25 protein-coding genes, 1 pseudogene and 1 other annotated feature are annotated in these 24,667 nt (G+C 47.3%); of the genes and pseudogenes, 15 read left to right on the top strand and 11 right to left on the bottom strand.

Going from position 1 to position 24,667, the window contains the following annotated elements; all coding sequences use genetic code 11:
- The first annotated feature begins 146 nt into the window (after positions 1 to 146).
- The 8 genes from ACVXHP_RS07705 to ugd all read left to right on the top strand — a co-directional run bounded on the left by ACVXHP_RS07705 (position 147) and on the right by ugd (position 8,356).
- Complete coding sequence (locus tag ACVXHP_RS07705; RefSeq protein WP_137360895.1) at positions 147 to 542, top strand: adenylyltransferase/cytidyltransferase family protein; 396 nt, start codon at positions 147 to 149, stop codon at positions 540 to 542.
- 101 nt (positions 543 to 643) lie between these two features.
- Positions 644 to 1,735: a CDP-glycerol glycerophosphotransferase family protein gene (locus ACVXHP_RS07700; protein ID WP_447571210.1), complete on the top strand. Its 1,092-nt coding sequence runs from the start codon at positions 644 to 646 to the stop codon at positions 1,733 to 1,735.
- Entirely contained in the window at positions 1,719 to 2,501 is a 783-nt protein-coding gene (locus ACVXHP_RS07695; protein ID WP_447571209.1) for a glycosyltransferase family 2 protein, read from the top strand. Before ACVXHP_RS07700 ends, ACVXHP_RS07695 begins: the two co-directional genes overlap by 17 nt.
- Position 2,502: 1 nt before the next feature.
- A complete protein-coding gene (locus ACVXHP_RS07690) occupies positions 2,503 to 3,810 on the top strand; it encodes a hypothetical protein (protein ID WP_447571208.1) in 1,308 nt (435 codons plus the stop codon).
- Positions 3,807 to 4,550 (top strand): lipid II flippase family protein, encoded by a 744-nt coding sequence (locus tag ACVXHP_RS07685; RefSeq protein ID WP_447571207.1) that lies wholly within the window; start codon positions 3,807 to 3,809, stop codon positions 4,548 to 4,550. The genes ACVXHP_RS07690 and ACVXHP_RS07685 overlap by 4 nt, the downstream gene beginning before the upstream one ends.
- 3 nt (positions 4,551 to 4,553) lie before the next feature.
- Positions 4,554 to 5,489 carry a glycosyltransferase family 2 protein gene (locus ACVXHP_RS07680; protein WP_447571206.1) on the top strand — a complete coding sequence of 312 codons (936 nt, stop codon included), beginning with the start codon at positions 4,554 to 4,556 and terminating at the stop codon, positions 5,487 to 5,489.
- 96 nt (positions 5,490 to 5,585) lie between these two features.
- Positions 5,586 to 6,992: an NADP-dependent phosphogluconate dehydrogenase gene (gene gndA / locus ACVXHP_RS07675; RefSeq protein WP_447571205.1), complete on the top strand. Its 1,407-nt coding sequence runs from the start codon at positions 5,586 to 5,588 to the stop codon at positions 6,990 to 6,992.
- A 197-nt stretch (positions 6,993 to 7,189) separates the two neighbouring features.
- Positions 7,190 to 8,356, top strand: a complete 1,167-nt coding sequence (gene ugd / locus ACVXHP_RS07670) for a UDP-glucose 6-dehydrogenase (RefSeq protein ID WP_447571204.1) — start codon at positions 7,190 to 7,192, stop codon at positions 8,354 to 8,356.
- 59 nt (positions 8,357 to 8,415) lie between these two features.
- On the opposite strand, the gene ACVXHP_RS07665 is transcribed toward ugd, so the two are convergent.
- Complete coding sequence (locus ACVXHP_RS07665) at positions 8,416 to 9,420, bottom strand: NAD-dependent epimerase (RefSeq protein WP_447571203.1); 1,005 nt, start codon at positions 9,418 to 9,420, stop codon at positions 8,416 to 8,418.
- A 395-nt stretch (positions 9,421 to 9,815) separates the two neighbouring features.
- Between ACVXHP_RS07665 and wzzB the strand changes: the two genes are divergently transcribed.
- Positions 9,816 to 10,796: an LPS O-antigen chain length determinant protein WzzB gene (gene wzzB / locus ACVXHP_RS07660; RefSeq protein ID WP_447571202.1), complete on the top strand. Its 981-nt coding sequence runs from the start codon at positions 9,816 to 9,818 to the stop codon at positions 10,794 to 10,796.
- A 75-nt stretch (positions 10,797 to 10,871) separates the two neighbouring features.
- Here wzzB and hisIE read toward each other — a convergent pair whose 3' ends face one another.
- From hisIE to hisL, 9 genes are all read right to left on the bottom strand, one after another.
- Positions 10,872 to 11,483, bottom strand: a complete 612-nt coding sequence (hisIE, locus tag ACVXHP_RS07655; protein ID WP_447571201.1) for a bifunctional phosphoribosyl-AMP cyclohydrolase/phosphoribosyl-ATP diphosphatase HisIE — start codon at positions 11,481 to 11,483, stop codon at positions 10,872 to 10,874.
- Positions 11,477 to 12,253 (bottom strand): imidazole glycerol phosphate synthase subunit HisF, encoded by a 777-nt coding sequence (gene hisF / locus ACVXHP_RS07650; RefSeq protein WP_061381996.1) that lies wholly within the window; start codon positions 12,251 to 12,253, stop codon positions 11,477 to 11,479. The genes hisIE and hisF overlap by 7 nt, the downstream gene beginning before the upstream one ends.
- Positions 12,235 to 12,972, bottom strand: coding sequence for a 1-(5-phosphoribosyl)-5-[(5-phosphoribosylamino)methylideneamino]imidazole-4-carboxamide isomerase (gene hisA / locus ACVXHP_RS07645; protein WP_447571200.1), 738 nt, complete (start codon positions 12,970 to 12,972; stop codon positions 12,235 to 12,237). Before hisA ends, hisF begins: the two co-directional genes overlap by 19 nt.
- Complete coding sequence (gene hisH, locus ACVXHP_RS07640; RefSeq protein ID WP_447571199.1) at positions 12,972 to 13,562, bottom strand: imidazole glycerol phosphate synthase subunit HisH; 591 nt, start codon at positions 13,560 to 13,562, stop codon at positions 12,972 to 12,974. Before hisH ends, hisA begins: the two co-directional genes overlap by 1 nt.
- On the bottom strand, positions 13,562 to 14,629 hold the full coding sequence (gene hisB / locus ACVXHP_RS07635) for a bifunctional histidinol-phosphatase/imidazoleglycerol-phosphate dehydratase HisB (protein WP_447571198.1): 1,068 nt from the start codon (positions 14,627 to 14,629) through the stop codon (positions 13,562 to 13,564). The genes hisH and hisB overlap by 1 nt, the downstream gene beginning before the upstream one ends.
- Positions 14,626 to 15,705 (bottom strand): histidinol-phosphate transaminase, encoded by a 1,080-nt coding sequence (gene hisC / locus ACVXHP_RS07630; RefSeq protein ID WP_447571197.1) that lies wholly within the window; start codon positions 15,703 to 15,705, stop codon positions 14,626 to 14,628. Before hisC ends, hisB begins: the two co-directional genes overlap by 4 nt.
- Positions 15,702 to 17,006 (bottom strand): histidinol dehydrogenase, encoded by a 1,305-nt coding sequence (gene hisD / locus ACVXHP_RS07625; protein WP_447571196.1) that lies wholly within the window; start codon positions 17,004 to 17,006, stop codon positions 15,702 to 15,704. Before hisD ends, hisC begins: the two co-directional genes overlap by 4 nt.
- 5 nt (positions 17,007 to 17,011) lie before the next feature.
- Positions 17,012 to 17,911 carry an ATP phosphoribosyltransferase gene (gene hisG, locus ACVXHP_RS07620; RefSeq protein ID WP_137360858.1) on the bottom strand — a complete coding sequence of 300 codons (900 nt, stop codon included), beginning with the start codon at positions 17,909 to 17,911 and terminating at the stop codon, positions 17,012 to 17,014.
- Between the two features lie 45 nt (positions 17,912 to 17,956).
- Positions 17,957 to 18,079, bottom strand: a sequence feature (His leader region).
- On the bottom strand, positions 18,055 to 18,102 hold the full coding sequence (hisL, locus tag ACVXHP_RS07615; RefSeq protein ID WP_100250077.1) for a his operon leader peptide: 48 nt from the start codon (positions 18,100 to 18,102) through the stop codon (positions 18,055 to 18,057). Its footprint overlaps the feature before it by 25 nt.
- A 174-nt stretch (positions 18,103 to 18,276) precedes the next feature.
- On the opposite strand from hisL, the gene ACVXHP_RS07610 reads away from it, so the two are divergent.
- The 6 genes and pseudogenes from ACVXHP_RS07610 (at position 18,277) to tsuB (ending at position 23,182) form a co-directional block, all read left to right on the top strand.
- Positions 18,277 to 19,101: an SDR family oxidoreductase gene (locus ACVXHP_RS07610; RefSeq protein ID WP_200005961.1), complete on the top strand. Its 825-nt coding sequence runs from the start codon at positions 18,277 to 18,279 to the stop codon at positions 19,099 to 19,101.
- A gap of 41 nt (positions 19,102 to 19,142) precedes the next feature.
- Positions 19,143 to 20,127: pseudogene (locus ACVXHP_RS07605) on the top strand (LysR substrate-binding domain-containing protein).
- 162 nt (positions 20,128 to 20,289) lie between these two features.
- A complete protein-coding gene (yoeI, locus tag ACVXHP_RS07600; RefSeq protein WP_099045591.1) occupies positions 20,290 to 20,352 on the top strand; it encodes a membrane protein YoeI in 63 nt (20 codons plus the stop codon).
- The gene (gene plaP / locus ACVXHP_RS07595) at positions 20,342 to 21,703 is read left to right on the top strand and encodes a putrescine/proton symporter PlaP (RefSeq protein WP_181562106.1); all 1,362 of its coding nucleotides are present in this window, start codon (positions 20,342 to 20,344) and stop codon (positions 21,701 to 21,703) included. The genes yoeI and plaP overlap by 11 nt, the downstream gene beginning before the upstream one ends.
- Positions 21,704 to 21,879: 176 nt before the next feature.
- Positions 21,880 to 22,938: a thiosulfate utilization transporter TsuA/YeeE gene (gene tsuA, locus ACVXHP_RS07590; protein ID WP_447571195.1), complete on the top strand. Its 1,059-nt coding sequence runs from the start codon at positions 21,880 to 21,882 to the stop codon at positions 22,936 to 22,938.
- A 16-nt stretch (positions 22,939 to 22,954) separates the two neighbouring features.
- Positions 22,955 to 23,182 carry a thiosulfate utilization sulfurtransferase TsuB/YeeD gene (gene tsuB, locus ACVXHP_RS07585; protein ID WP_200005963.1) on the top strand — a complete coding sequence of 76 codons (228 nt, stop codon included), beginning with the start codon at positions 22,955 to 22,957 and terminating at the stop codon, positions 23,180 to 23,182.
- A 39-nt stretch (positions 23,183 to 23,221) separates the two neighbouring features.
- On the opposite strand, the gene sbcB is transcribed toward tsuB, so the two are convergent.
- On the bottom strand, positions 23,222 to 24,646 hold the full coding sequence (sbcB, locus tag ACVXHP_RS07580; RefSeq protein WP_447571194.1) for an exodeoxyribonuclease I: 1,425 nt from the start codon (positions 24,644 to 24,646) through the stop codon (positions 23,222 to 23,224).
- Between the last annotated feature and the right edge of the window lie 21 nt (positions 24,647 to 24,667).

Genomic DNA, 24,667 nt, shown 5'->3' with positions numbered 1-24,667 from the left:
GTTTTCCTTGTTTCTCTTCTCATTTGGTAAGAGAATTAGTAATGAAATTCGAGGCCTGTGATGGGGGCAGTAAAATTCTTTTGTATTAAGTGCACTGGTAGCTGTTGAGCCAGGGGCGGTAGCTTTCATAACCACGAGATTTAATGATGAAAAAGATTATAACTTTTGGCACATTTGATGTTTTCCATATTGGCCATGTTAATATTTTAGAGCGGGCAGCTACTTATGGTGATTACTTAATAGTAGGTGTGAGCTCTGATAAGCTTAACTTTAAGAAAAAAGGACGTAATCCAATTTATAATCAAAGTGAACGGTGCAAAATTATAAACTCTCTTAAATTCGTTAATGAGGTTTTTATTGAAGAATCATTGGAGCTAAAAAAAGAGTATATTGTAAAATATAATGCAGATGTTCTAATTATGGGCGATGATTGGGAAGGGCGATTTGACTGGGTAAAAGATGTATGTGATGTTGTTTATCTTCCAAGAACCCCATCAATATCTACAACTGAAATAATTGAAGTTGTGCGATCTATCAGATAATAACTTGTTGAGATATATATGGCTTATATATTCTTTAACAACTATTAAGTACTTTAATCTATATGTTATAATGCAAAATTCTTTTATTTACTAGTGTTTTTATGAATATTAAAAATGTTTCTTATGCTTTTATTTCAATGATCTTATTGCCGATTTGTTTAATACTCCGTTTTTTTTCTAAAAATAATCGTTGTTTTTTTTATTCCCCTCTGGGATTGAAAGGAAACATAAAATATCTTCATGAGTTTTATAAAAGGAAAGGTGAAGAATGTTATTTTATAGATCCGAAAAAATTAAACCTCAAAGGGTTTTTAAAGCTTAACATTGAACTTTCACGAGCTAAAGTAATATTTTTAACCCATGGTATAGGAAAACTACCATTAATTTGTTTTTTAATTCCTCGAATTCAGTTATGGCATGGGTTTCCTCTAAAAAAAATACTTTTAAACAGTGATGTAGATACTAAGAAATTCAAAAACGGGCTGCTTAATTATATTTTTAAAGTGATTTATCGATTCCGAATATACATCAGTTATACTTACTTGGTCACGTCTGATTCGTTGCTCGGCCATGAACTGATAGATAGCTTTGGTTTTAATAAACAAAAGGTTTTACTTTTAGGTAGTCCTAGCCAGGAACGTGCTGAGATTGTAAAGTGTAAAAAAAATAACTCCAGCTTAAGGATTCTTTACTTACCAACATGGAGGGATGGAAGTGATAGAATTTTTGATATCTTATCTGAATTTATTTCTGAGATTGATGACTGTTTTTGTAAGGAAAATAGAATAGAAATGGATATCAAACTACATCCTTATGATATGCAAAAAAATAAATACAAGGCTCTTAATAATAGTGAATGTATTACTATTATTAATGACGATATTGAAGATATGATAGATTTTTACTCCAATTATCAATGTCTTATTACCGACTATTCTAGCGCATGTTTTGAATTTGCTCCCGTCAGTAATAAAGTGATATTTTACGTTCCTGATTTTCAGCAATACATAAATGATAGAGGTTTTACTGTTGATATAAATTTATTATTTAATGGTAGGGAGGTTACAAATATTGAACAGCTTAAAATGGCATTGCTAGAAGTAAATAATAATGATAGATATACATTCGATTATGTTAATTACGTTGGCAAAAGTAATGAATGCAACGAGTTGATTTATGAAAAATTTCACTAACCCCATGATTAGTATTATAATGCCTGCATATAATGGGGGGGAGTATATAACCCAGGCTATACAATCAGTAATTGATCAAACCTATAAAAATTGGGAACTTATCATTATAGATGACCATTCTGTAGATGATAGCTATTCTATTGCCCAGCATTTCATGGTCAATCACCCAAATATCAAACTTTATCAGACAGAACATAAAGGTAGTGGGGCTGCTGTAGCGAGGAATATAGGTATAGCTGCGGCAACTGGACGGTTTATTGCTTTTTTGGATTGTGATGATTTCTGGTTGCCTAAAAAATTAAGCAAGCAAATAAATTTGTTACTCTCTACTGATGCTCATTTCTGCTACAGTGCTTATGCTATCTTTAATGCTAAAGATAATAAAAAAACAGGAGAATTTAAACCATCAGCAAAAATCAGCTATGATAAATTGCTTAGAGGTTGTGATATAGGTTGTTTAACTGTTATATATGATACTGAATTTTTAGGGAAAAAATTTTTCCCGATGGTTGAAAAAGAAGATTATGCTTTATGGTTAGACATAATAAAAACGGAAGGTGTGAAGTTCACTGTTTGCAATGAAATTACTGCGTATTACCGTCTTTCAGAACAGTCAATTTCATCTAACAAATGGAAGGAGTTAAGTAGACAATTACGAATTTACAGAAATGTTGAACAAATGAGTATATTTAAATCTTTTTTTTATCTTATTCGATACGCCCTTTATGGTATACAAAAGCATTATTTCAGCTATAGAAGGGGGTAATGTGGAACGTGTAAGCTTCAGGTCTAATAAAAGTTTTGTTTTTTGTCTTGTTTTATTTTTTTCAATTTTTTGCTCATTTAACTTTTTCCCTTTTATAACAGCAGAAGTCCAGCCTGTGATTGGTGTATTTATTTTACTATATGGGGTGGTGTATTTTTCTACCACGCTGAAAATTAATTATCCAAGTTTATTTATTCTTATTTTTTTCCTGGCATTATTACCATCTTTGGTTTTGGGTATTTCGGTTAAGGCCGTAAATGGGGTTTCTTATTTATTCTATTTAATTGGTCCAGCCATATTTTGTTATTTCTATAAGTATTTTTATCTACTGACAAGATCGCATTTGAAATTTTTTATTGTTATTTTTTTTATAATATCTTTATTGCAAGCTCTCTCACCGGAAACAATAAATAGTATTATCAACCCATACTTTGAAATGCTAATTAAACGAGCTCGATTTGGTTTTTATGGAGATATGAGAGGTGTTGGGATACTTTACTCTGAACCAGCTCATGCTGCTAAATATATATTTGTACTTACGGTATTATTAATTTCTTTTAAATTGACACCGTTTTTCTTTAGCGAACTAAATTCGGGAGAAACAAAATCTTCTTTTTGGTTAGCTCTCATGTTATTTATCTGTATTCTGTTAAATAAGAGTGCTTCATTATATGGAACTTATGTTTTATTAATGTTTTTTTATTTGTTTTTTTATGTTATAAAACCCACGCCGATACGATTGATTATAATTCTAAGTAGCATCCCAGTATTGGCTGGCCTAATATATATTGGTGCATTGCTTGAATTATATACTTACCTTCCAGAACGCTTAGCTAGTTTAGTATCATCCTATAATTCAGTGAAAGACAATTTCACTTTAAATGATCTACAATATTTTGGCAGTATTAGACTTATCTCTGTAATAGCAGGTTATGCGGGACCATTTATACAACCCTTAGGAGTTGGCATTGGTAATGGAGGAACTGAAATATTCAATATAATGCAAGTGGTTGGTTTTGACCTCAATAGCATCAACTTTCTGACTAAACAAGATGTGGAATTCCTGAAACCTAATGCCTATGGGGCTCAAATTGCTATCGAGGCAGGAGTTTTGGGGTTGTTGGCGATTATTGTATTTTTAATATATTTTATTTTCTGTATAAGAGTTAAGACTAAAATTGAATGTTTCTATAGCTCTTTACTGGCACTTTCTTTATTCCAAATATTATTTTTTAGTACAACTACAGTGACTGCTCCTTGGATGACATTGGCATTAAGTTTATATTCTTTAAAAAGGTTAAAATCATGAAATTTCTTATGGCAAATTGGTATATTTTTTCGATTCCATTTCTATACGGAATGATGCTTTTAATTGAATTTATTTCACAGTATAGCAGAGTTGCTGGTTATTTTTTAGATAGGAATGCTATTGCATATTCTTTGCAAAATACAACTTTTACATTGACTCGTTTTTTTTCTGTATTGTTAATGCCTTTGATTGGTCTCATGGTTGACAGTAATTACACGCCAGGGATATTTATTGCATGTGTATTAATATCATACTTCTTTGTTTCTATTCTAGGTATCATGGTATTTATTAATCGAATGCATATTTGCGCCTTTTATATAAGATTTATTCGCTCTTATATAAACGGCGGTGGGATAATAAAATCATTTATTAACACCATTCGAAATAAGCATGAAGAGTTAGGTTGTGATATACAAGAAGTAAAGAGTTATAAGATTGATTTTAAATATTTTTACATATCTTCCTTTGTTTATTCTATCCATGCCATAGGCGTTTTTATGACGTTTTATCTTGCACTTATATCACCAACTAATAAGATAATGATCACCCAAATGTCAGGTGTAATAAATGCGTTTGCGACATTGCTATTAACTTTTAAGATCGATCCAGCCTTATCTGTTGCGATTGAAAGAAGGTACAATTTTATCTCGGCATTTATGTCCATTTTTTACGCAAGAATTTTTGTTTTCCTCTTTATCGCACCTTTTATATTTATAATTTTATATATTACTACGGCGTAGCTTATGAGATTCTCAATAATTATACCTCTTTATAATAAAGGTCAATATATTTCAAAAACATTGGAGTCCCTATTCAAGCAGACATTTCAAGATTTTGAAGTAATAGTTGTTAATGATGGTTCTACAGACAATGGACCTTCATTGGTTAATCAGGTTGCTGATGAACGTGTCAAATTAATATGCCAAGGAAACCAAGGTGTTTCAGTTGCTAGGAATACTGGAGCTAAACATGCTGTTGGTGATTTTTTGGTGTTTCTTGATGCCGATGATGTTTATCTGGATAATGCTTTAGCGCATTTCTCCTTTTTAATTGATCGCTTCCCCGAACATGACTACTTTTGCGCAAACTATTATCGTGTTTCAAATGGGGTTAGAAAAACAGCCATCGATGTAGACAAGATTCTAGGAAAAGACTTTAAATATGGTATCGTAGACAATTTTTTCTATATCGCATCATTTCATCCGGGATCCTTTCCATGTAATGTTTCGACTTTTACTATTAGAAGAGAAAGGTTGATTGAGAGAAATATTTATTTCCCTGAAGGTGTTTCACATACTGAAGATGTCTATTTTTGCTCTGTTTTGGCTTTAAATTTCTTTCCTGTATTTTCAAGGGAATGTGTTCATGAGTATTATATAAATAATATAGGTAATTCACGATCTTCTCGACCTACTGACACTCGTTTTGTTATTGATGAATTAAGAAAGAAAACTGATGAGGACAAGTATATTAGCTCATTCATTGCAAAGAACATTATCCACTTATTATATAATTGTATTGAGTTTGACGATTTTTCTAATTATAAGAAGCATAAGAATGATAGTTTTTTTTCGTTGCAATATATGTTGGGAAAATATAAGTATCATTATCTTATTCTTAAATTGCTTCCCTATGCAGTAGCAAAGAAATTATATTCTTTGGCTAAGAAAAAAAGATAAAAATTATTGTTCATCAATTTAATTCGAATAAGCTATCATAAGGTATTTAAAGCCGTGCACACGTCGCGCGGTGACCACACCTGACAGGAGTATGTAATGTCTAAGCAACAGATCGGCGTCGTCGGTATGGCTGTGATGGGGCGCAACCTGGCGCTCAACATTGAAAGCCGCGGTTATACCGTCTCCATCTTCAACCGTTCCCGCGAAAAAACTGAAGAAGTTGTTGCCGAGAACCCGGGTAAGAAACTGGTTCCTTATTACACGGTGAAAGAGTTCGTCGAGTCTCTTGAAACCCCACGTCGTATCCTGTTAATGGTGAAAGCGGGTGCTGGCACAGATGCTGCCATCGATTCCCTGAAACCGTACCTTGATAAAGGTGACATCATCATTGATGGCGGTAACACTTTCTTCCAGGACACTATTCGTCGTAATCGCGAACTGTCTGCTGAAGGCTTTAACTTCATCGGTACCGGTGTTTCCGGCGGTGAAGAGGGGGCCCTTAAAGGTCCTTCCATCATGCCTGGTGGACAGAAAGAAGCGTATGAGCTGGTTGCGCCGATCCTGACCAAAATCGCTGCTGTGGCGGAAGATGGTGAACCGTGCGTGACCTATATCGGCGCTGACGGTGCAGGTCATTACGTGAAGATGGTTCACAACGGTATCGAATACGGTGATATGCAGCTGATTGCTGAAGCCTATTCTCTGCTGAAAGGCGGCCTGAACCTGTCTAACGAAGAGCTGGCAACCACCTTCACCGAGTGGAACGAAGGCGAGTTGAGCAGCTACCTGATCGACATCACCAAAGATATCTTCACCAAAAAAGATGAAGACGGTAAATACCTGGTTGACGTGATTCTGGATGAAGCAGCGAACAAAGGCACCGGTAAATGGACCAGCCAAAGCTCTCTGGATCTGGGCGAACCGCTGTCGCTGATCACTGAGTCTGTCTTCGCGCGTTATATCTCTTCTCTGAAAGATCAGCGCGTTGCTGCATCTAAAGTGCTGTCCGGCCCGCAGGCCAAACTGGCTGGCGATAAAGCTGAGTTTGTTGAGAAAGTGCGTCGCGCGCTGTATCTGGGCAAAATCGTTTCCTACGCGCAGGGTTTCTCTCAGCTGCGTGCCGCGTCTGACGAATATCACTGGGATCTGAACTACGGCGAAATCGCGAAGATTTTCCGCGCGGGCTGCATCATTCGTGCGCAGTTCCTGCAGAAAATCACCGACGCTTACGCTGAAAATGCGAGCATCGCAAACCTGCTGCTGGCGCCGTACTTCAAAAATATCGCTGATGAATACCAGCAGGCGCTGCGTGACGTCGTGGCTTACGCGGTACAGAACGGTATTCCGGTACCGACCTTCTCTGCTGCAGTGGCCTACTACGACAGCTACCGCGCAGCGGTACTGCCGGCGAACCTGATTCAGGCTCAGCGTGACTACTTCGGTGCGCACACCTATAAACGCACTGATAAAGAAGGTGTGTTCCATACCGAATGGCTGGATTAATCTGATTTAGCCTAACTGTAAAGCCAGGCCCGGAGCGCTCCTCCGGGCTTTTTTATTGTCAAAAAATGGGATTCGGTCAGGTCTGATAGTCGGTGCAGTAGCAAATCACGATATACTCATTCAATGCAAAGCCGATACGCCACAATGCTGGCGGTGTGCTTAACCTTAATGTTTAACTGGAAGAAGTTACAGAGCGAATGAAGATAACTATCTCAGGAACAGGTTATGTAGGTCTATCGAACGGTATTCTGATTGCCCAGCACCATGAAGTGGTGGCTCTGGATATCGTCCCGGCGAAGGTCGAGATGCTGAACCAGAAAAAATCGCCGATTGTTGACAAAGAGATCGAAGAGTATCTGGCGACAAAACAGCTGAATTTTCGTGCAACGACTGATAAGTATGATGCTTATCGTAATGCGGATTACGTGATTATCGCCACGCCTACTGATTACGATCCGAAGACGAACTACTTCAACACCTCAAGCGTCGAGTCTGTTATCCGCGATGTGGTCGAAATTAACCCCAGTGCAGTAATGGTCATCAAATCCACCATTCCGGTCGGTTTTACCAATTCAATTAAAGAACGGTTTGGCATTGATAATATTTTCTTCTCGCCTGAGTTTCTGCGTGAAGGTCGTGCACTCTACGATAATTTGCATCCGTCGCGTATCGTTATAGGTGAACGCTCCGAACGCGCTGAGCGCTTTGGTGCGCTGTTGCAGGAAGGGGCGGTGAAGAAAGATATTCCGACACTTTTTACTGACTCAACCGAAGCGGAAGCCATCAAGCTGTTTGCTAATACCTATCTGGCGTTACGCGTGGCCTATTTTAACGAGCTGGATAGCTATGCAGAAAGCCTTGGTCTGAACTCCCGGCAGATTATTGAAGGCGTATGTCTGGATCCGCGGATTGGTAATCACTACAACAATCCGTCCTTTGGCTACGGTGGCTACTGCTTACCGAAAGATACTAAGCAACTGTTGGCGAACTACGCGTCTGTGCCGAATAACATTATCGGCGCGATCGTCGACGCTAACCGTACGCGTAAAGACTTTATTGCAGATTCCATCCTGGCCCGTAAGCCCAAAGTGGTGGGCGTGTACCGATTGATCATGAAAAGTGGCTCTGATAACTTCCGCGCGTCTTCTATTCAGGGGATCATGAAGCGTATTAAAGCCAAGGGCGTACCCGTTATTATTTATGAACCGGTCATGGAAGAGGATGAATTTTTCCACTCTCGGGTAATTCGCGATCTTAACGCGTTTAAAAATGAAGCAGATGTTATTATTTCAAACCGTATGACGTCTGAGTTGGCTGATGTTGCAGAAAAAGTGTATACCCGCGATTTGTTCGGCAGTGATTAATTATCATCTCAACAAAAAAGGCCTTATTAAAGGCCTTTTTATTTTAAACAGCTAACTCATTAAACGTTGTAGAAGTCACGGTACCAGTCGACAAAGTTCCTCACTCCATCCTTAACCGTAGTCTCTGGTTTAAAACCAATGACATCATATAGCGCTTTAGTATTCGCGCTGGTTTCCAGCACGTCACCTGGCTGAAGTGGTAGCATGTTTTTCTTCGCTTCCATACCCAGAGCATCTTCCAAAGCCTGGATATAGTCCATTAGCTCAACCGGTGAACTATTGCCGATATTGTAGACGCGATACGGCGCGGAGCTGGTTGCTGGGGAACCGCTTTCGACAGTCCACTCCCCGTTGGGCTCAGGAATGACATCCTGCAGGCGAATGATTGCTTCTGCGATATCACCAATATAGGTAAAGTCACGCTTCATTTTGCCGTGGTTATAGACGTCAATACTCTTTCCTTCCAGCATCGCTTTGGTGAATTTGAACAACGCCATATCCGGGCGACCCCACGGACCATACACGGTAAAAAATCGCAGGCCAGTTGTGGGTAATCCGTACAGATGGGAATAGGTATGGGCTATCAGTTCGTTGGCTTTTTTGGTTGCCGCATACAGGGATACGGGGTGATCGACGGAATCGTCCGTTGAAAAGGGCATTTTTCGATTCAGACCGTATACCGAGCTGGAAGAAGCATAAAGTAAATGCTGAATTTTATTATGCCGACAACCTTCCAGTATGTTCAGAAAACCTGTGAGGTTGGAGTCTGCGTAAGCGTGCGGGTTCTCGAGTGAATAGCGTACGCCAGCCTGTGCAGCGAGATGAATCACACGATCAAAATGCCCGGATGAGAAAAGAGTCGACATAGCTTCGCGGTCGGCTAAATCAATCTTATGAAAATGGAAGTCGGGGTGTACCAGCAGCTCCAGACGGGCCTGCTTAAGACTCACGTCGTAGTAATCGTTGAGATTATCGATACCGACGACTTGATGGCCAGCCTCAAGGAGGCGTTTGCTAACATAGAAGCCGATGAAACCAGCAGCCCCCGTAACTAGGTATTTCATGTTCGTTCCTCTTTTCGGCTAAAAAGCAGCCAGGCACTATCTGGTGTAACGAAAACAGGAATAATACCGTCAGATGGCAAAAAAGCTAATGGTTATCCTTTTTACGCATGCCATTTTTAGTGGTAAGTTAATAAATATTCATGTAGCGAATATATTGACGTGAGCGTTCGGCATTTACGCTTACTGACATTTAACCCTCTGAACAACGCTTTTCCTACAAAGAATGACCTTTCAGTATTGACAGTTATTTTAAATTTCTTCCGTTTTTCTCCAGTGACTAAAATGCCAATCAAAATCTCTCAATTAATTTGTTTTTTTATCATTAATCCTATGGAATTGCTTCAATTTATAGCTAAACTAATTCGAGTTTAAGTCCTTCATTAATTAAGGTAACTATGTCTGTAAGTGATAACAACATGTCCGGGCGTGGTAACGATCCGGAACAGATTGATCTGATTGATTTGCTGATGCAATTATGGCGTGGGAAAGTCACCATCGTTGTTGCGATTGTCGTTGCCATTGCACTGGCGGTGGGCTATCTGGCGATTGCTAAAGAGAAATGGACCTCTACTGCAATTATTACTCAACCTGATGTCGGACAGATTGCCACCTATAACAACGCGCTTAACGTGATGTATGGTGCCAGCGCACCTAAGGTGACTGAACTGCAGACAAACGTTATTAGTCGTTTCAGTACTTCTTTCTCTGCATTGGCTGAAGCGCTTGATAATCAAGAAAAACCAGAGAAATTGTCAATTGAGCAGTCTGTTAAAGGCCAACAGTTGCCGTTATCTGTCTCTTATGTTGACGGATCACCAGAAGAAGCTCAGCGTCAGCTTGCTGAATACATTCAACAAACAGATGAAAAGGTTGCCAAAGAGCTGGAGCTTGACCTGACTGATAACATCAAGCTGCAAACCAGTACTCTTGAAGATTCTCTGAAGACTCAGGAAGTGGTCGCTCAGGAGCAAAAAGATTTGCGCATCAAGCAAATCCAGGAAGCGTTGCGTTATGCTGAACAGGCCGGTGTGATTAAGCCGCAAATTCAGCAAACTCAGGATGTTACGCAGGACAGTATGTTCCTGTTGGGTAGCGATGCTCTGAAATCCATGATTGAGCACGAGTCTACGCGTCCTTTGATCTTGTCTGATAACTATTTTCAGACCAAACAAAAACTGTTGGATATCAAAAATCTTAAGCTTGAAGGAGCCGAGTTGCACTCCTACCGCTACGTGATGAAACCAACGTTACCGATTCGTCGTGACAGTCCGAAAAAAGCAATTACCCTCGTACTGGCAGTCTTACTCGGTGGGATGATTGGTGCAGGTATCGTGCTGGGACGAAATGCGTTGCGCGGTTACAAAGCCAGAGCGTAGTAAGCCGAAAGCAGTTTTACTCTGAGTACAAAAAACCGGGCAGTTCACGGCGCCCGGTTTTTTTACGTCTGCAGATTACTGATGACGCTTACGTAAGTTCTCAATCACGGTGGTCAGGTCAAGATCCTGATCCTGTAGCAGCACCAACAGGTGGTACATCAGGTCAGAGGCTTCATTCGTCAGTTCGAAACGATCGTTCACGGTGGCGGCCAGCGCGGTTTCCACGCCTTCTTCACCCACTTTCTGCGCAATGCGTTTGGTGCCGCTGGCATAAAGCTTCGCGGTATAAGAGCTTGCCGGGTCAGCGGTTTTACGCTCAGCCAATAGTTGTTCTAATTGATACAGGAACAGCCACTGATGACTGGTATCAGCAAAGCAGCTTGAGGTGCCTTTGTGGCAGGTTGGCCCAATCGGGTTGACCAGCACCAGCAGGGTGTCATTGTCGCAGTCAGGCGCGATGTTAACCACATTAAGAAAGTTGCCAGAGGTTTCACCTTTGGTCCACAAGCGTTGCTTGGTTCGCGAGAAAAAGGTCACTTTGCCGGTTTCGAGTGTTTTATCCAGTGCCTCCGGGTTCATATAACCCAGCATCAATACTTCGCCGGAGACAGCATGCTGCACCACAACCGGCATCAATCCATCGGTTTTTTCCCAGTCCAGCTCGCGGCATTGTTGCTTCGTTAACATATCCTGATCTCCACGCCCTGTGTTGCCAGGTACGCTTTTAATTCACCAATATTGATAATTTGCTTATGGAAGACGGAAGCGGCAAGCGCGCCGTCAACGTCAGCATCCCGGAAGGCTTCGAGGAAGTGTTCCATGGTGCCCGCGCCACCGGAGGCAATCAGCGGTACGTGGCAAACGTCGCGCACTTTTCTCAGCTGTTCCAGATCGTAGCCATTACGCACGCCGTCCTGATTCATCATGTTCAGCACGATTTCGCCTGCGCCACGTTTTTGCACTTCCTGCACCCAATCTAGTGTTTCCCACTGCGTGATGCGGGTACGACTCTCATCCCCGGTGTACTGGTTAACGTGATATTTACCGGTTTCGGCGTCATACCAGGTATCGATACCCACCACGATGCACTGTACGCCAAAGCGGTCCGCCAGACGGGTGATAAGTTCCGGGTCAGCCAGCGCCGGGGAGTTGATCGAGATTTTATCCGCCCCAAAGGAGAGGATACGCGCCGCATCATCGATGGACTTAATCCCACCGGCAACGCAGAACGGAATGTCGATCACTTCCGCCACGCGCGATACCCAGCTTTTATCGACTACGCGGCCATCGCTGGAGGCGGTGATATCGTAGAACACCAGTTCATCTGCGCCTTCATCGGCATAGCGTTTTGCCAGCGGAACGATGTCGCCAATAATTTCGTGATTGCGAAACTGGACGCCTTTTACCACCTGTCCATCGCGAACGTCCAGACAAGGAATTATGCGTTTTGCCAGCATTGGATGGCCTCCTCAACGGTGAACTTACCTTCCAGCAGGGCTCGTCCGACGATCACGCCGCCAACCCCAGTCCCGCGCAGGGCTGCTACGTCCTCAATTCCACCTATACCGCCAGATGACTGAAACGCCACCTGCGGATATTTGGCGCACACTTCTTCATAAAGCGCGACGTTTGAACCCGCCAGCGTACCGTCGCGGGAGATATCGGTGCACAGCACATGCTTCAGACCCACGGGCAAATAGGTTTCCACCAGTTCTTCCAGCGAAACCCCGGAATCTTCCTGCCAGCCGCTGACCGCAACCTGTTTATTACCTTGCTCGTCAATCCGTACGTCCAGCGCCAGCACCAGCGCGTCGGCACCAAAACGGGTAAACCAGCTCTTAACTTCCTCAGGAGATTTAACCGCCGTTGAACCGACCACCACACGCGCCACGCCAGCGTCAAGCAGTGCCGCAACGTCCGCTTCAGTACGCACACCGCCGCCCACCTGCACTGGAACATTGACGCCCGCGACCAGCGTTTTAATCAGTGGTATTTGTCGTTTCTGCGGATCTTTAGCCCCGGTCAGATCGACCAGGTGCAGGACCTGCGCGCCTTGTGCCGCATAATCCTGCAAGCGGGGCAGAGGATCGTTGCCGTAATCACGTTGCTGTGCGTAATTGCCCTGATGAAGACGCACCACCGTGCCGTCGATTAAATCTAATGCCGGAATAATCATTACATCTCCAGAAAGTTTTTCAGCAACTGCGCCCCAGCCGCACCTGAACGTTCCGGGTGGAACTGCACGCCAAAGAAATTGTCCTTTTGCACTGCCGCGGTAAACGGTTCGCCGTAATGACACTGGGCAATGGTCCATGGGTTCACTGGCATTGCGTAGCTGTGGACAAAGTAAAAATACGCCCCATCGTCAATCCCCTGGAACAGACGATTCCCCGCCTGCGGATAGACGCGATTCCAGCCCATATGCGGCAGTGGCAGGCCAAAGTCGGTCATTTTAGGGACGTCCTGCTCAATAATGCCCAGCAGGGAGACACCGTTACTCTCTTCGCTGCGGCGACCCAGCAGTTGCATGCCTAAGCAGATCCCCAGCACCGGCTGCGTACAGGCCTTAATCAGCTCAATAAGTTCACGCTCGTGCAACTGGTCCATCGCCGCCTGCGCGGTACCCACGCCGGGTAGAAACAGCTTATCGGCACGGAGCACCACATCCGCATCGCGGCTGACAAGCGGGTCGTATCCATGGCGCGCGACGGCGGATTTCACCGAGTTCAGATTGGCGCAGCCGGTATCCAGGATCACTACGTTCATTACAACACTCCTTTTGAGGAGGGCAGCGTGTCGCCTTCTACGCGAATCGCCTGACGCAGCGTGCGGCCAAAGGCTTTAAACAGGCTTTCCACGCGGTGGTGGTCATTTTTCCCTTTGGTCTTCAGATGCAGGGTGACGCCCATGGTGTAAGAGAGTGAGCGGAAGAAGTGTTCAATCATCTCCGTGCTCAGATCGCCCACGCGCTGGTAGGTAAACTCAGCGCGGTATTCCAGGTGCGGACGCCCGGAGATATCCAGCGCGCAACGTGCCAGGCACTCGTCCATCGGCAGCACAAAACCAAAACGGTTGATACCGCGTTTATCACCTAATGCCAGCTTTAAGGCCTCACCCAGCGCCAGACCGGTATCTTCTACGGTGTGGTGATCGTCAATATACAGATCGCCCTTAACGGCAATCTCCATGCGAAAACCGCCGTGGGTGGCGATTTGATCCAGCATATGATCAAAGAAGCCAACGCCGGTATTGATTTTGCTTTGACCTTCGCGGTCCAGCCAGACTTTGACGTCAATCTGCGTTTCTTTGGTATTGCGCTCAACGTGCGCGTAGCGGTCACGCTTGGTCAACTGTTCGCCGATCATCGCCCAGTTCAGGGTGTCACGGTGATAGCGTAATCCGCTAATCCCCATGTTTTCAGCCAGCTGAATATCTGTTGCACGATCACCAATGACGTAGCTGTTTGCCATGTCCATGGCCTGTTCAACCAGGTACTGCTCAACCAGCTTCACTTTTGGCTTCCGGCAAGCGCATTCGTCCGCCGGCAGGTGCGGGCAAATCAGCACTTCATCAAATGCCACGCCCTGAGAGGTGAATATTTGCATCATCAGATTATGCGGGCCGTCAAAATCGGCCTGCGGGAAACTCTGCGTTCCCAGTCCATCCTGGTTGGTAATCATCACCAGCTTATAGCCTGCTTTTTGCAGTTTCAGCAAAACAGGAACGACTTCCGGCTCAAAAGCCAGTTTGTCAAAGCGATCGACCTGAAAGTCACTTGGCGGTTCAGAAATCAGGGTTCCATCGCGGTCGATAAAAAGATACTTCTGGCTCATACTTGCTCCGCACGTAAGGCGTCAATGACGCGCTGGCTCTCTTCACGGGTTCCGACAGTAATTCGCAGGCAGCCGCTTAACGAGGGTTGTTTGTTCTGGTCTCGTAAGATAATGCCCTGATCCCACAAAGATTTAAATACGCTGCTGGAAGCGATGAAGCGCGCCAGAACATAGTTGGTTTCAGAAGCGAAAACCTGTTCTACACAGCGAATTGTTTTCAGGTTATCTACCAGATACTGACGCTCTTGCAGGATCTGCTCTACGCGTTGACGCATGGTGGCAACCCCTTGCGGTGTTAGCGCCTGGGCGGCGATATCCGCCACCGGCGTAGAGAGCGGGTAAGGGGCGATCACTTTTAACAGCAGATTGATAATCTCTTCATTGGCCAGCGTAAACCCGCAACGTAAACCGGCGAGAGCAAACGCTTTGGACAGCGTGCGTAAAATCACCAGGTGCGGATATTCAGACAGCCAGCCTGCCAGCGTGGCCTGCGGGCAAAACTCGATATACGCTTCATCGGCAACCACGATAGCTTTACCCCGCGTCATGTCGAGCAGCGAACGCAGATCCTGTGGCTTAATCAACTGGCCCGTTGGGTTATTTGGGCTGCATACGTAGACCACCTTCACGCCATCAAGTTTGTCCGAGATACCTTGTAAATCCAGTTGCCAGTCGTCAAGTGTCGGGACGGTACGACATTCAACGCCAATCGTTTCGGCGCTGACGCTGTACATGCCGTAAGTCGGCGGGCAGTACAGAATCGCATCTTTACCGGGTTCGCAAAAAGCGCGCACCAGCAGTTCGATCCCTTCATCTGCGCCGCGGCTGACCAGCACCTGCTCCGGCTTGACGCCTGCATACTGCGCGTAATTCTCAATCACGGCTTTCGGCTGGCACTCCGGGTAGCGGTTCAGCGTTTGCTGACTGAGCTGAAACTCAACGGCGGTGGGGTATTCATTCGCGTTGAGCCAGACATCGCCGTTACCGCCAAGACGGCGGGCAGACTGATAAGGCGTTAACTCGCGGACATTCTTACGGGCTAAATCAGTGACGCTGAGAACGTTGTCAGTGCTCATGCTTGCTCCTTCAGGGCGTTAACGCGCAGGGTGACGGCATTTTTGTGGGCGGTCAGCAGCTCAGCCGCGGCCAGGGTTTCAATGGTGGCGGCCAGCGCAGAGAAACCTTGTGGTGTTAATTCCTGTACGGTCATCCGTTTCTGGAAATCAGCCAGCCCCAGACTGGAACAGGTTGCGGTGTAGCCGTAGGTTGGCAGCACGTGGTTAGTGCCGGAAGCGTAATCGCCTGCGGATTCCGGCGACCAGTCACCCAGGAACACCGAACCGGCGCTGGTAATGTCGTCAACCAGCTCACGTGCGTTGCGGGTCTGAATGATCAGGTGCTCCGGCCCGTAGGCGTTGGAGATTTCAACGCACTGCGCCAGATCTTTCGCTACGATTAAGCGGCTGGCGGAGAGCGCCTGGCGCGCGGTGTCGGCGCGGGACAGCTCGGCGAGCTGGCGTTCAACGGCTTCCGCAACGCCCTCGGCAAGCCTAGCGTCCGGCGTCAGCAGGATCACCTGCGAGTCCGGGCCATGCTCGGCCTGAGAGAGCAGGTCGGAGGCGACAAAATCCGGCGTTGCGCCGCTGTCGGCGATAACCAATACTTCGGACGGTCCGGCAGGCATGTCGATGGCGGCGCCGTCAAGACGCTGGCTGACCTGGCGTTTGGCTTCGGTCACATACGCATTGCCCGGCCCGAATATTTTTTCGACTTTTGGAATAGACTCCGTACCCAGCGCCAGCGCGGCAATAGCCTGCGCGCCACCCACGTTAAACACCTCTTTCACGCCACATAGCTGCGCAGCGTAGAGGATTTCATCGGCAATTGGCGGCGGCGAGCACAGCACCACTTTTTTGCAGCCCGCGATACGCGCCGGGGTCGCCAGCATTAATACGGTAGAGAACAGCGGTGCCGATCCCCCAGGAATATACAGGCCCACGGAAGCGATAGGGCGGGTAACCTGTTGGCAGCGTACGCCCGGCTGGGTTTCGATATCCACCGGCGGCAGAATTTGCGCGCTGTGGAAAGTCTCAATATTACGCACCGCCACCTGCATGGCTTGTTTTAGCTCGTCGCTCAGGCGACTGCTGGCCTGCTGAATTTCTTCCTCGGTGACGCGCAGCGCGCCGACCTCAGTTTTATCAAACTTCGCGCTGTATTCGCGCAGTGCCTGGTCGCCGTTGTTTTTGACGTTTTCAAGAATCTCGGCCACCGTGCGGCTGATGCTCTCAGAGGCGGAGATCGCCGGGCGCATCAGCAGTTCGCGCTGCTGCTCAGGGCTACAGCTATTCCAGTCAATCAGGGTATTGAAGCTCATGGTCGTTACTCCATCATCTTCTCAATCGGCAGCACCAGAATTGAGCTGGCACCGAGCGCTTTCAGTTTTTCCATTGTTTCCCAGAACAGGGTTTCGCTGCTGACCATGTGCATGGCCACGCGCTGCTGGTCACCCGCCAGTGGCAGAATGGTAGGGCGCTCAGCGCCAGGCAGCAGGGCGATGACTTCGTCCAGACGCTCGCTCGGGGCGTGCATCATGATGTATTTGGATTCACGAGCCTGAATAACCCCCTGGATGCGGGTCAGTAGTTTGTCGATCAACTGCTGCTTGGCTGCGGCCATTTCGCCGTCGCGCTGAATCAGACACGCTTTAGAGCGATAAATCACTTCCACTTCACGCAGACCATTTGCTTCAAGCGTCGCACCGGTTGAGACCAGATCGCAGATCGCATCGGCCAGGCCCGCGCGGGGTGCGACTTCGACAGAACCGTTTAACAGACAGGATTTAAATGACACCCCTTTTTGATCGAGATAACGCTTGAGCAGGTGCGGGTAAGAGGTGGCGATACGCTTCCCGTTCAGCGCGGCCGGGCCATCCCACGCTTCGTCAACCGGGGTTGCCAGCGAAAGACGGCAGCCGCCGAAGTCCAGACGACGTAGAGTGAAATAGCGAGGATCTTCACCCTGTGCCCGACGGTTGAGCAACTCTTCTTCCAGAACGTTTTCCCCAATGATGCCCAGATCAACGACGCCGTCCATCACCAGACCCGGGATATCGTCATCACGCACGCGCAGAATATCAATCGGCATATTCTCTGCCATCGCAATTAAGCGCTGGGTGTGAAGATTAATTTTAATGCCGCAACGGGCCAGTAATTCGCGTGAATCGTCGCTTAAACGGCCTGATTTCTGCATAGCTATGCGTAAACGGGTGTTGTCTAACATTGTTTGTTCCTTGTTATCCTGTCTGAATCAGTTTGGGTCACGCACAAAAAAAAGCCCCCGGAAGAAATCTTCCGGGGGCTTTCTCATACGCTCATGCACCGCTGGAAGATTTAAATGTCTCCCAGCACACATCGCCTGAAAGACTAGTCAGGATGATGGTGATGATGGTGTTTAAATTGAGCGCGTGTCATAAATTTTCTCGATGAATGTTTATTCATTTGATGTCTTTTAACCTAAACCACTTTAGCTACGGAAAGCAAGGGCTTTTTTTGATCATTAATTCATTTCATATTGATACTATGAATTGTCAGCCACCGTGGGCTGGCGTAGCCTTGCGTTATAGGCCAAAAGTCAGGAGAGAAGGCATGAAAAAGGTCGCAATTGTCGGGTTAGGTTGGTTAGGCATGCCGTTAGCCATGTCGCTGGCGGCGAGAGGCTGGCAGGTGACCGGCAGCAAAACCACATTAGATGGGGTGGAAGCGGCCCGCATGAGCGGTATCGAGAGTTACTCGCTGCGCCTGGAGCCTGAACTGGTCTGTGAAGCCGACGATCTCGACGCACTGATGGACGCTGATGCACTGGTTATTACGCTACCTGCGCGCCGCAGCGGGCCGGGGGAGGCATTTTACCTGCAGGCCATGCAGGAGCTGGTTGACAGTGCGCTGGCGTACCGTATCCCGCGGATTATTTTTACCAGCTCGACGTCGGTCTATGGCGATGTCCAGGGCATCGTAAAAGAGGGAACACCGCGTAACCCGGTCACCGCCAGCGGGCGTGTGCTGAAAGAACTTGAAGACTGGCTGCACAACTTGCCAGGCACTTCGGTAGATATTCTGCGCCTGGCCGGGCTGGTTGGCCCGGGAAGACATCCCGGCCGCTTTTTCGCGGGTAAGACGGCGCCGGATGGAAACCATGGCGTCAATCTGGTGCATCTGGATGATGTCGTTTCTGCCATCACCTTGCTGCTGCAAGCGCCTAAAGGGGGACACATCTATAATATATGTGCGCCTTTGCATCCGGCGCGTAACGTGTTCTATCCACAGATGGCCCGCCAGTTGGGGATGGAACCACCAGAATTTCGCGGCGGTGCGGATAACGGTAAAGGTAAAGTCATTGATGGCAGCCGTATTTGTAATGAGCTTGGATTTGAGTACCAGTATCCCGATCCGCTGGTGATGCCGATGGAGTGACAGGCCAGCAGAGTGTCGCTGTATACCGCCAGGGGGCGAGTATGAAACCACTGCTGGACGTTCTTATCATTCTCGATGCGTTAGAAAAAGAGGGCAGTTTCGCGGCGGCGTCGGCAAAATTGTATAAGACGCCGTCTGCGCTTAGCTACACCGTCCATAAACTGGAAAGCGATCTTAATATTCAGTTATTAGATCGCAGTGGACACCGGGCTAAGTTTACCCGCACCGGCCAAATGCTGCTGGAAAAGGGGCGAGAGGTATTGCACTCCGTTCGCGAACTCGAAAAGCAAGCCATTAAGCTGCATGAAGGCTGGGAAAATGAACTGGTTATCGGCGTCGATGATACGTTTCCCTTTTCACTGCTGGCCCCCCTCATCGAATCGTTCTATCAACGTCACAGTGTGACGCGTCTGAAATTTATTAACGGCGTGCTGGGGGGCTCCTGGGATGCACTGACTCAGGGGCGGGCGGATATTATTGTCGGCGCTATGCATGAACCGCCGGCGGGGAGTGAATTTGGCTTTGCGCGGCTGGGCGCTCTGGAACAGGTGTTTGTTGTTGCGCCGCATCACCCCCTGGCGCAGGAACAGGAACCGTTAAATCGTCGCACTATTCGACGATTTCGCGCCATCGTGGTGGGAGAGAATGCGCATCAAGTGAACATATCCGGTGTTCAGGTGTTGGACGATCAGGAAGCGATTACCGTTTTTGACTTCAAAACCAAGCTGGAGCTGCAAATCAGTGGTCTCGGATGCGGATATATTCCACGTTATCTGGCGCAACGATTTTTGGACAGCGGCGCGCTGATTGAGAAGAACGTGGTCGGACAAATTCTGTTTGAACCCGTATGGATAGGGTGGAATGAACAGACCGCCGGGCTTGCCAGCGCCTGGTGGCGGGATGAGATTTTAGCAAATAGTGCTATTGCCGGGGTGTACGTTAAAACGGATGCTGATAAATCAATCAGTTGAGAAAAAATATTTTTTTACAGTGGCTTCAATCTCTTGTTATTTCTCTCCAAATTAGTGCAAAATACGCCGCTTGCAAAAAATGACATTAACCGACGTTTTAATACGCGTCGGTTATTTTTTTGCATCAAACCAATCATTCATAAAAGAGGCCGGGCTTCGTACCGGATAGATACTTACTTAAAAATCGACAGTTGTTGTCGCTGAGGATTAACAAAAAATGGGGCAATTTTTTGCTTACGCGACGGTTTTCGCCGTAATGGGGGATAACCATGTCGCATAACGCTACTCCAAACACCTCTCGCGTGGAATTACGTAAAACGCTTACGCTGGTTCCGGTTGTCATGATGGGCCTTGCCTATATGCAGCCGATGACGCTGTTCGATACATTCGGTATCGTCTCAGGAATGACCGATGGTCACGTCCCGACAGCTTACGCCTTTGCACTGATCGCCATCCTCTTTACCGCACTAAGCTACGGTAAACTGGTACGCCGCTATCCGTCTGCAGGCTCTGCCTACACTTACGCTCAGAAATCCATTAGCCCGACCGTTGGCTTTATGGTTGGCTGGTCATCGCTGCTGGACTACCTGTTCGCCCCGATGATCAACATTCTGTTGGCGAAAATATATTTTGAAGCGCTGGTGCCTTCGATTCCATCGTGGATATTCGTGGTGGCGCTGGTGGCCTTTATGACCGCCTTCAACCTGCGTAGCCTCAAATCCGTCGCCAATTTCAACACCGTGATCGTGTTGTTGCAGGTGGTGCTGATTGCGGTGATCCTCGGCATGGTCGTTTATGGCGTGTTCGAAGGGGAAGGTGCCGGTACGCTGGCGAGCAGCCGTCCGTTCTGGTCCGGTGATGCGCACGTGATCCCGATGATCACCGGTGCGACCATCCTGTGCTTCTCGTTCACCGGTTTTGACGGTATCAGCAACCTGTCAGAAGAAACCAAAGACGCTGAGCGCGTGATCCCGCGTGCGATTTTCCTGACCGCGCTGATTGGTGGCCTGATCTTTATCGTCTCCACCTATCTGCTGCAGTTGTACTTCCCGGATATTTCGCGCTTTAAGGATCCGGACGCTTCGCAGCCAGAAATCATGCTGTATGTTGCGGGTAAGTTCTTCCAGGTCGGCGCGCTGATTTTCTCTACCATTACCGTACTGGCGTCCGGTATGGCGGCGCATGCAGGCGTTGCGCGTCTGATGTACGTGATGGGTCGTGATGGCGTATTCCCGAAAAGTTTCTTCGGTTATGTACACCCGAAATGGCGTACTCCGTCCATGAACATCATTCTGGTGGGGGCGATTGCTCTGCTGGCAATCAACTTCGACCTGGTGATGGCGACGGCGCTGATTAACTTTGGTGCGCTGGTGGCATTTACCTTCGTTAACCTGTCGGTAATCTCCCAGTTCTGGATCCGTGAGAAGCGTAACAAGACGCTGAAAGATCACTTCCAGTACCTGTTCCTGCCAATGTGCGGTGCGCTGACCGTTGGCGCGCTGTGGGTGAACCTGGAAGAAAGCTCCATGGTTCTGGGCCTGATCTGGGCGGGTATCGGTCTGATCTACCTGGCGTGCGTGACCAAAAGCTTCCGCAACCCGGTCCCGCAGTACGACGAAGATATTGCGTAATAACCTAATCTGACATTGAAAAACCGGAGACATGTTCTCCGGTTTTTTTATTCCCCTGCTTTGTTTCCAGACAATATTAATAACCGTTAGTTCTAAATTAGAGAATTTGGTTATTGGTTCTGAACCAGTTAGTCATGAATAATTTCCTGACTAATATACTTCTGGCTAATTAATTTATGTTTTCAATGATGTTAAGCGGGCTCATCTGTGGCGCGCTATTTGGCTTTGTCATGCAACGTGGACGATTTTGTCTGACGGGCGGTTTTCGCGATATGTATATTGCGAAAAATAATCGTATGTTTTATGCGCTGCTGATAGCCATCTCTGTGCAAAGTGTGGGTGTCTTTGCGCTGATCCAGGCGGGTGTACTTAGCTATGATGCCGGCACCTTCCCGTGGCTGGGAACCGTTGTTGGTGGTTATGTCTTTGGTATCGGAATTGTTTATGCGGGCGGGTGTGCTACCGGAACCTGGTACCGTGCAGGAGAAGGGCTTATCGGTAGCTGGATTGCGTTGTTTACCTACATGGTGATGAGTGCGGTGATGCGCTCTACACATGCGAGTGGGCTGAATCAGGCGCTGAAAACCTACAGTACTGAGCATAATTCCATTGCAGACACGTTGAACCTGTCCGTATGGCCACTGATCGCTATTCTGCTGATGGTTACATTGTGGGTGGTGGCGAAAGAGCTGAGAAAACCAAAATTGAAAGTTGCTATGCTACCGCCTCGTCGCACCGGCCTTGCACATATTTTATTTGAGAAACGCTGGCATCCATTTGTTACTGCGGTTCTGATCGGGTTGATTGCGCTGTTGGCATGGCCGCTGAGTGAAGCAACCGGACGAATGTTTGGTCTGGGGATCACATCACCAACCGCCAATATTCTGCAATTCCTTGTCGCAGGCGACAGTAAGTTTATTAACTGGGGAGTGTTCCTGGTACTGGGCATTTTTCTCGGCTCATTTATTGCCGCGAAAGCCAGTCGCGAATTTCGCGTTCGTGCAGCCGACGCACCCACCACGCTGCGTAGCGGTTTTGGCGGTCTGTTAATGGGCTTTGGTGCCAGCATCGCGGGTGGCTGTTCGATTGGCAACGGTCTGGTTATGACGGCGATGATGACCTGGCAGGGATGGGTTGGCCTGGTCTTTATGATTCTCGGCGTCTGGACCGCGTCATGGATTGTGTATATCAGACCGCAGCGTAAGGCAAAACTAACCGCTGCTGCGGCAAATTAAGCGTAAGGATTTGATGATGGCAATTAAAAAACTGGATGTGGTCACGCAGGTTTGTCCGTTTCCACTGATTGAAGCAAAAGCGGCACTAGCAGAAATGGCAAGTGGTGATGAACTGGTGATCGCGTTTGACTGTACCCAGGCAACTGAGGCAATCCCGCAATGGGCCGCCGAAGAGGGGCACGTGATTACTGATTATCAACAGGTGGGTGACGCCGCCTGGAGCATTACGGTGCAGAAAGCGTAAACACGAGCCCTCCGCCGTCTGGCGGAGGGCATCTCATCTTCAGACTATTTCTTGTGCATATTGCCAGAGTGCTTTCAGCAGCGTCAGCTTCTCTTTGTTATCCGCATATTGCTGACTCAGCATCTGTAATTCATTGGCGTAATTTTGCAAAAACTCCGGCGTAAATACCTGACGACGATGGTCCAGCCAGCGCTGTTGTTCGGCTTCATCCAGCGTGCCGGGGAAGTTACGTGCGCGGTAGTTAAACAGCAGCTTTTCAATGCGTTTATCGACAAAGGTGATATCCAGCGCCGGTAAATTGCGCGGTTCGGTTTCCAGAACGATTTTCATCGCAGCGCGGTCGGCATCGCTGAAAAAGCCGTTGTACAGCTGGGCGTCTACGTTATCGGATGGCGCAAAGGGTTCCGCTTCGGCGAAGATAGCCACGACTTTGTCGCGTACCTGTGGGTTTTCGCGCAGAACCTTGAGATTATCAAGACAATGCTGGCGGTTAATACCGAGACGATCGGCATCTTCCGGGCGCAGGGTGTTCGCCTGTGCCAGTACCGGACATTTGTTGATGTGCACCAGTTTAACCGGAACCGCTGGGCTATCTCCCAGATCTGCCTTAGCGGTGTAGAGTCGCTCACGCAGCGCGTCGCTGTCCAGTTCGAGCAGCGGCGAAATATCACCGGCTAAGTCGACCATGATAACCGCGTTGCGATTTTCCGGATGCCAGGCCAGTGGTGCCACCCAACTGGTGTTACCGCGCCATGCGCCGAACATGCCCGAGACATGGACCAGCGGCTTCATCTGCGGGACATCAATTAGCGCCGCCAGCTTGTGCTTATTACGATGGCTATAGAGATATTCAAACAAACGCGGCTGGCGTGACTTGACTAATTGCGCCATCGCAATCGTGGCATACACGTCGGCCATCGCATCGTGGGCATTGGTATGCTCAATCCCATTCGCTTTGGTCAAATGTTCCAGGCGAAAGCTGGGCAAGCCATCGTCGTTTTCTGGCCAGTTAATACCTTCAGGACGCAGGGCATAGCAGGCACGCATTACATCCAGCAGATCCCAGCGCGAATTATCGTTCTGCCAGCTCCAGGCATAGGGATCGTAGAAATTGCGATACAGGATATTTCGCGTCACTTCATCATCGAAGCGCACATTGTTATAGCCCAAAATACAGGTTTTCGGCACGGTAAACAGGGCGTGAATACGCGCAGCAAAAGCAGCTTCATTTTCTCCCTTTTCACGTGCTTCCTGCGGGGTGATACCGGTAATCAGCACCGCTTCTGGCTGTGGCAGATAGTCGTCTGCAGGTTTGCAATAAAAGACTTCAGGTTCACCGATAATGTTGAAATCGTTATCTGTGCGGATAGCCGCAAATTGCGCGGGTCTGTCCAGCGCCGGATGGGTACCAAAGGTCTCGTAATCGTGGAAGAGAAAACCAGGTTGCTGCTTGCCGTCATTCATTGTTCAGTTATGTCCGGGATC

The sequence above is a fragment of the Citrobacter freundii complex sp. 2025EL-00176 genome, from assembly GCF_053309355.1.
This window is presented reverse-complemented; position numbering and strand designations above follow the sequence as displayed.

Coding starts and splice junctions, on each gene's coding strand:
- plaP (WP_181562106.1), top strand. CDS start 20,342: ATGTCGCATAACGCTACTCCAAACACCTCTCGCGTGGAATTACGTAAA.
- hisB (WP_447571198.1), bottom strand. CDS start 14,629: ATGAGCCAGAAGTATCTTTTTATCGACCGCGATGGAACCCTGATTTCT.
- hisH (WP_447571199.1), bottom strand. CDS start 13,562: ATGAACGTAGTGATCCTGGATACCGGCTGCGCCAATCTGAACTCGGTG.
- tsuB (WP_200005963.1), top strand. CDS start 22,955: ATGGCAATTAAAAAACTGGATGTGGTCACGCAGGTTTGTCCGTTTCCA.
- ACVXHP_RS07705 (WP_137360895.1), top strand. CDS start 147: ATGAAAAAGATTATAACTTTTGGCACATTTGATGTTTTCCATATTGGC.
- ACVXHP_RS07695 (WP_447571209.1), top strand. CDS start 1,719: ATGAAAAATTTCACTAACCCCATGATTAGTATTATAATGCCTGCATAT.
- hisIE (WP_447571201.1), bottom strand. CDS start 11,483: ATGTTAACGAAGCAACAATGCCGCGAGCTGGACTGGGAAAAAACCGAT.
- ACVXHP_RS07610 (WP_200005961.1), top strand. CDS start 18,277: ATGAAAAAGGTCGCAATTGTCGGGTTAGGTTGGTTAGGCATGCCGTTA.
- ACVXHP_RS07665 (WP_447571203.1), bottom strand. CDS start 9,420: ATGAAATACCTAGTTACGGGGGCTGCTGGTTTCATCGGCTTCTATGTT.
- hisF (WP_061381996.1), bottom strand. CDS start 12,253: ATGCTGGCAAAACGCATAATTCCTTGTCTGGACGTTCGCGATGGACAG.
- hisC (WP_447571197.1), bottom strand. CDS start 15,705: ATGAGCACTGACAACGTTCTCAGCGTCACTGATTTAGCCCGTAAGAAT.
- sbcB (WP_447571194.1), bottom strand. CDS start 24,646: ATGAATGACGGCAAGCAGCAACCTGGTTTTCTCTTCCACGATTACGAG.
- ACVXHP_RS07685 (WP_447571207.1), top strand. CDS start 3,807: ATGAAATTTCTTATGGCAAATTGGTATATTTTTTCGATTCCATTTCTA.
- wzzB (WP_447571202.1), top strand. CDS start 9,816: ATGTCTGTAAGTGATAACAACATGTCCGGGCGTGGTAACGATCCGGAA.
- hisG (WP_137360858.1), bottom strand. CDS start 17,911: ATGTTAGACAACACCCGTTTACGCATAGCTATGCAGAAATCAGGCCGT.
- ACVXHP_RS07680 (WP_447571206.1), top strand. CDS start 4,554: ATGAGATTCTCAATAATTATACCTCTTTATAATAAAGGTCAATATATT.
- hisA (WP_447571200.1), bottom strand. CDS start 12,972: ATGATTATTCCGGCATTAGATTTAATCGACGGCACGGTGGTGCGTCTT.
- hisD (WP_447571196.1), bottom strand. CDS start 17,006: ATGAGCTTCAATACCCTGATTGACTGGAATAGCTGTAGCCCTGAGCAG.
- tsuA (WP_447571195.1), top strand. CDS start 21,880: ATGTTTTCAATGATGTTAAGCGGGCTCATCTGTGGCGCGCTATTTGGC.
- ugd (WP_447571204.1), top strand. CDS start 7,190: ATGAAGATAACTATCTCAGGAACAGGTTATGTAGGTCTATCGAACGGT.
- ACVXHP_RS07700 (WP_447571210.1), top strand. CDS start 644: ATGAATATTAAAAATGTTTCTTATGCTTTTATTTCAATGATCTTATTG.
- gndA (WP_447571205.1), top strand. CDS start 5,586: ATGTCTAAGCAACAGATCGGCGTCGTCGGTATGGCTGTGATGGGGCGC.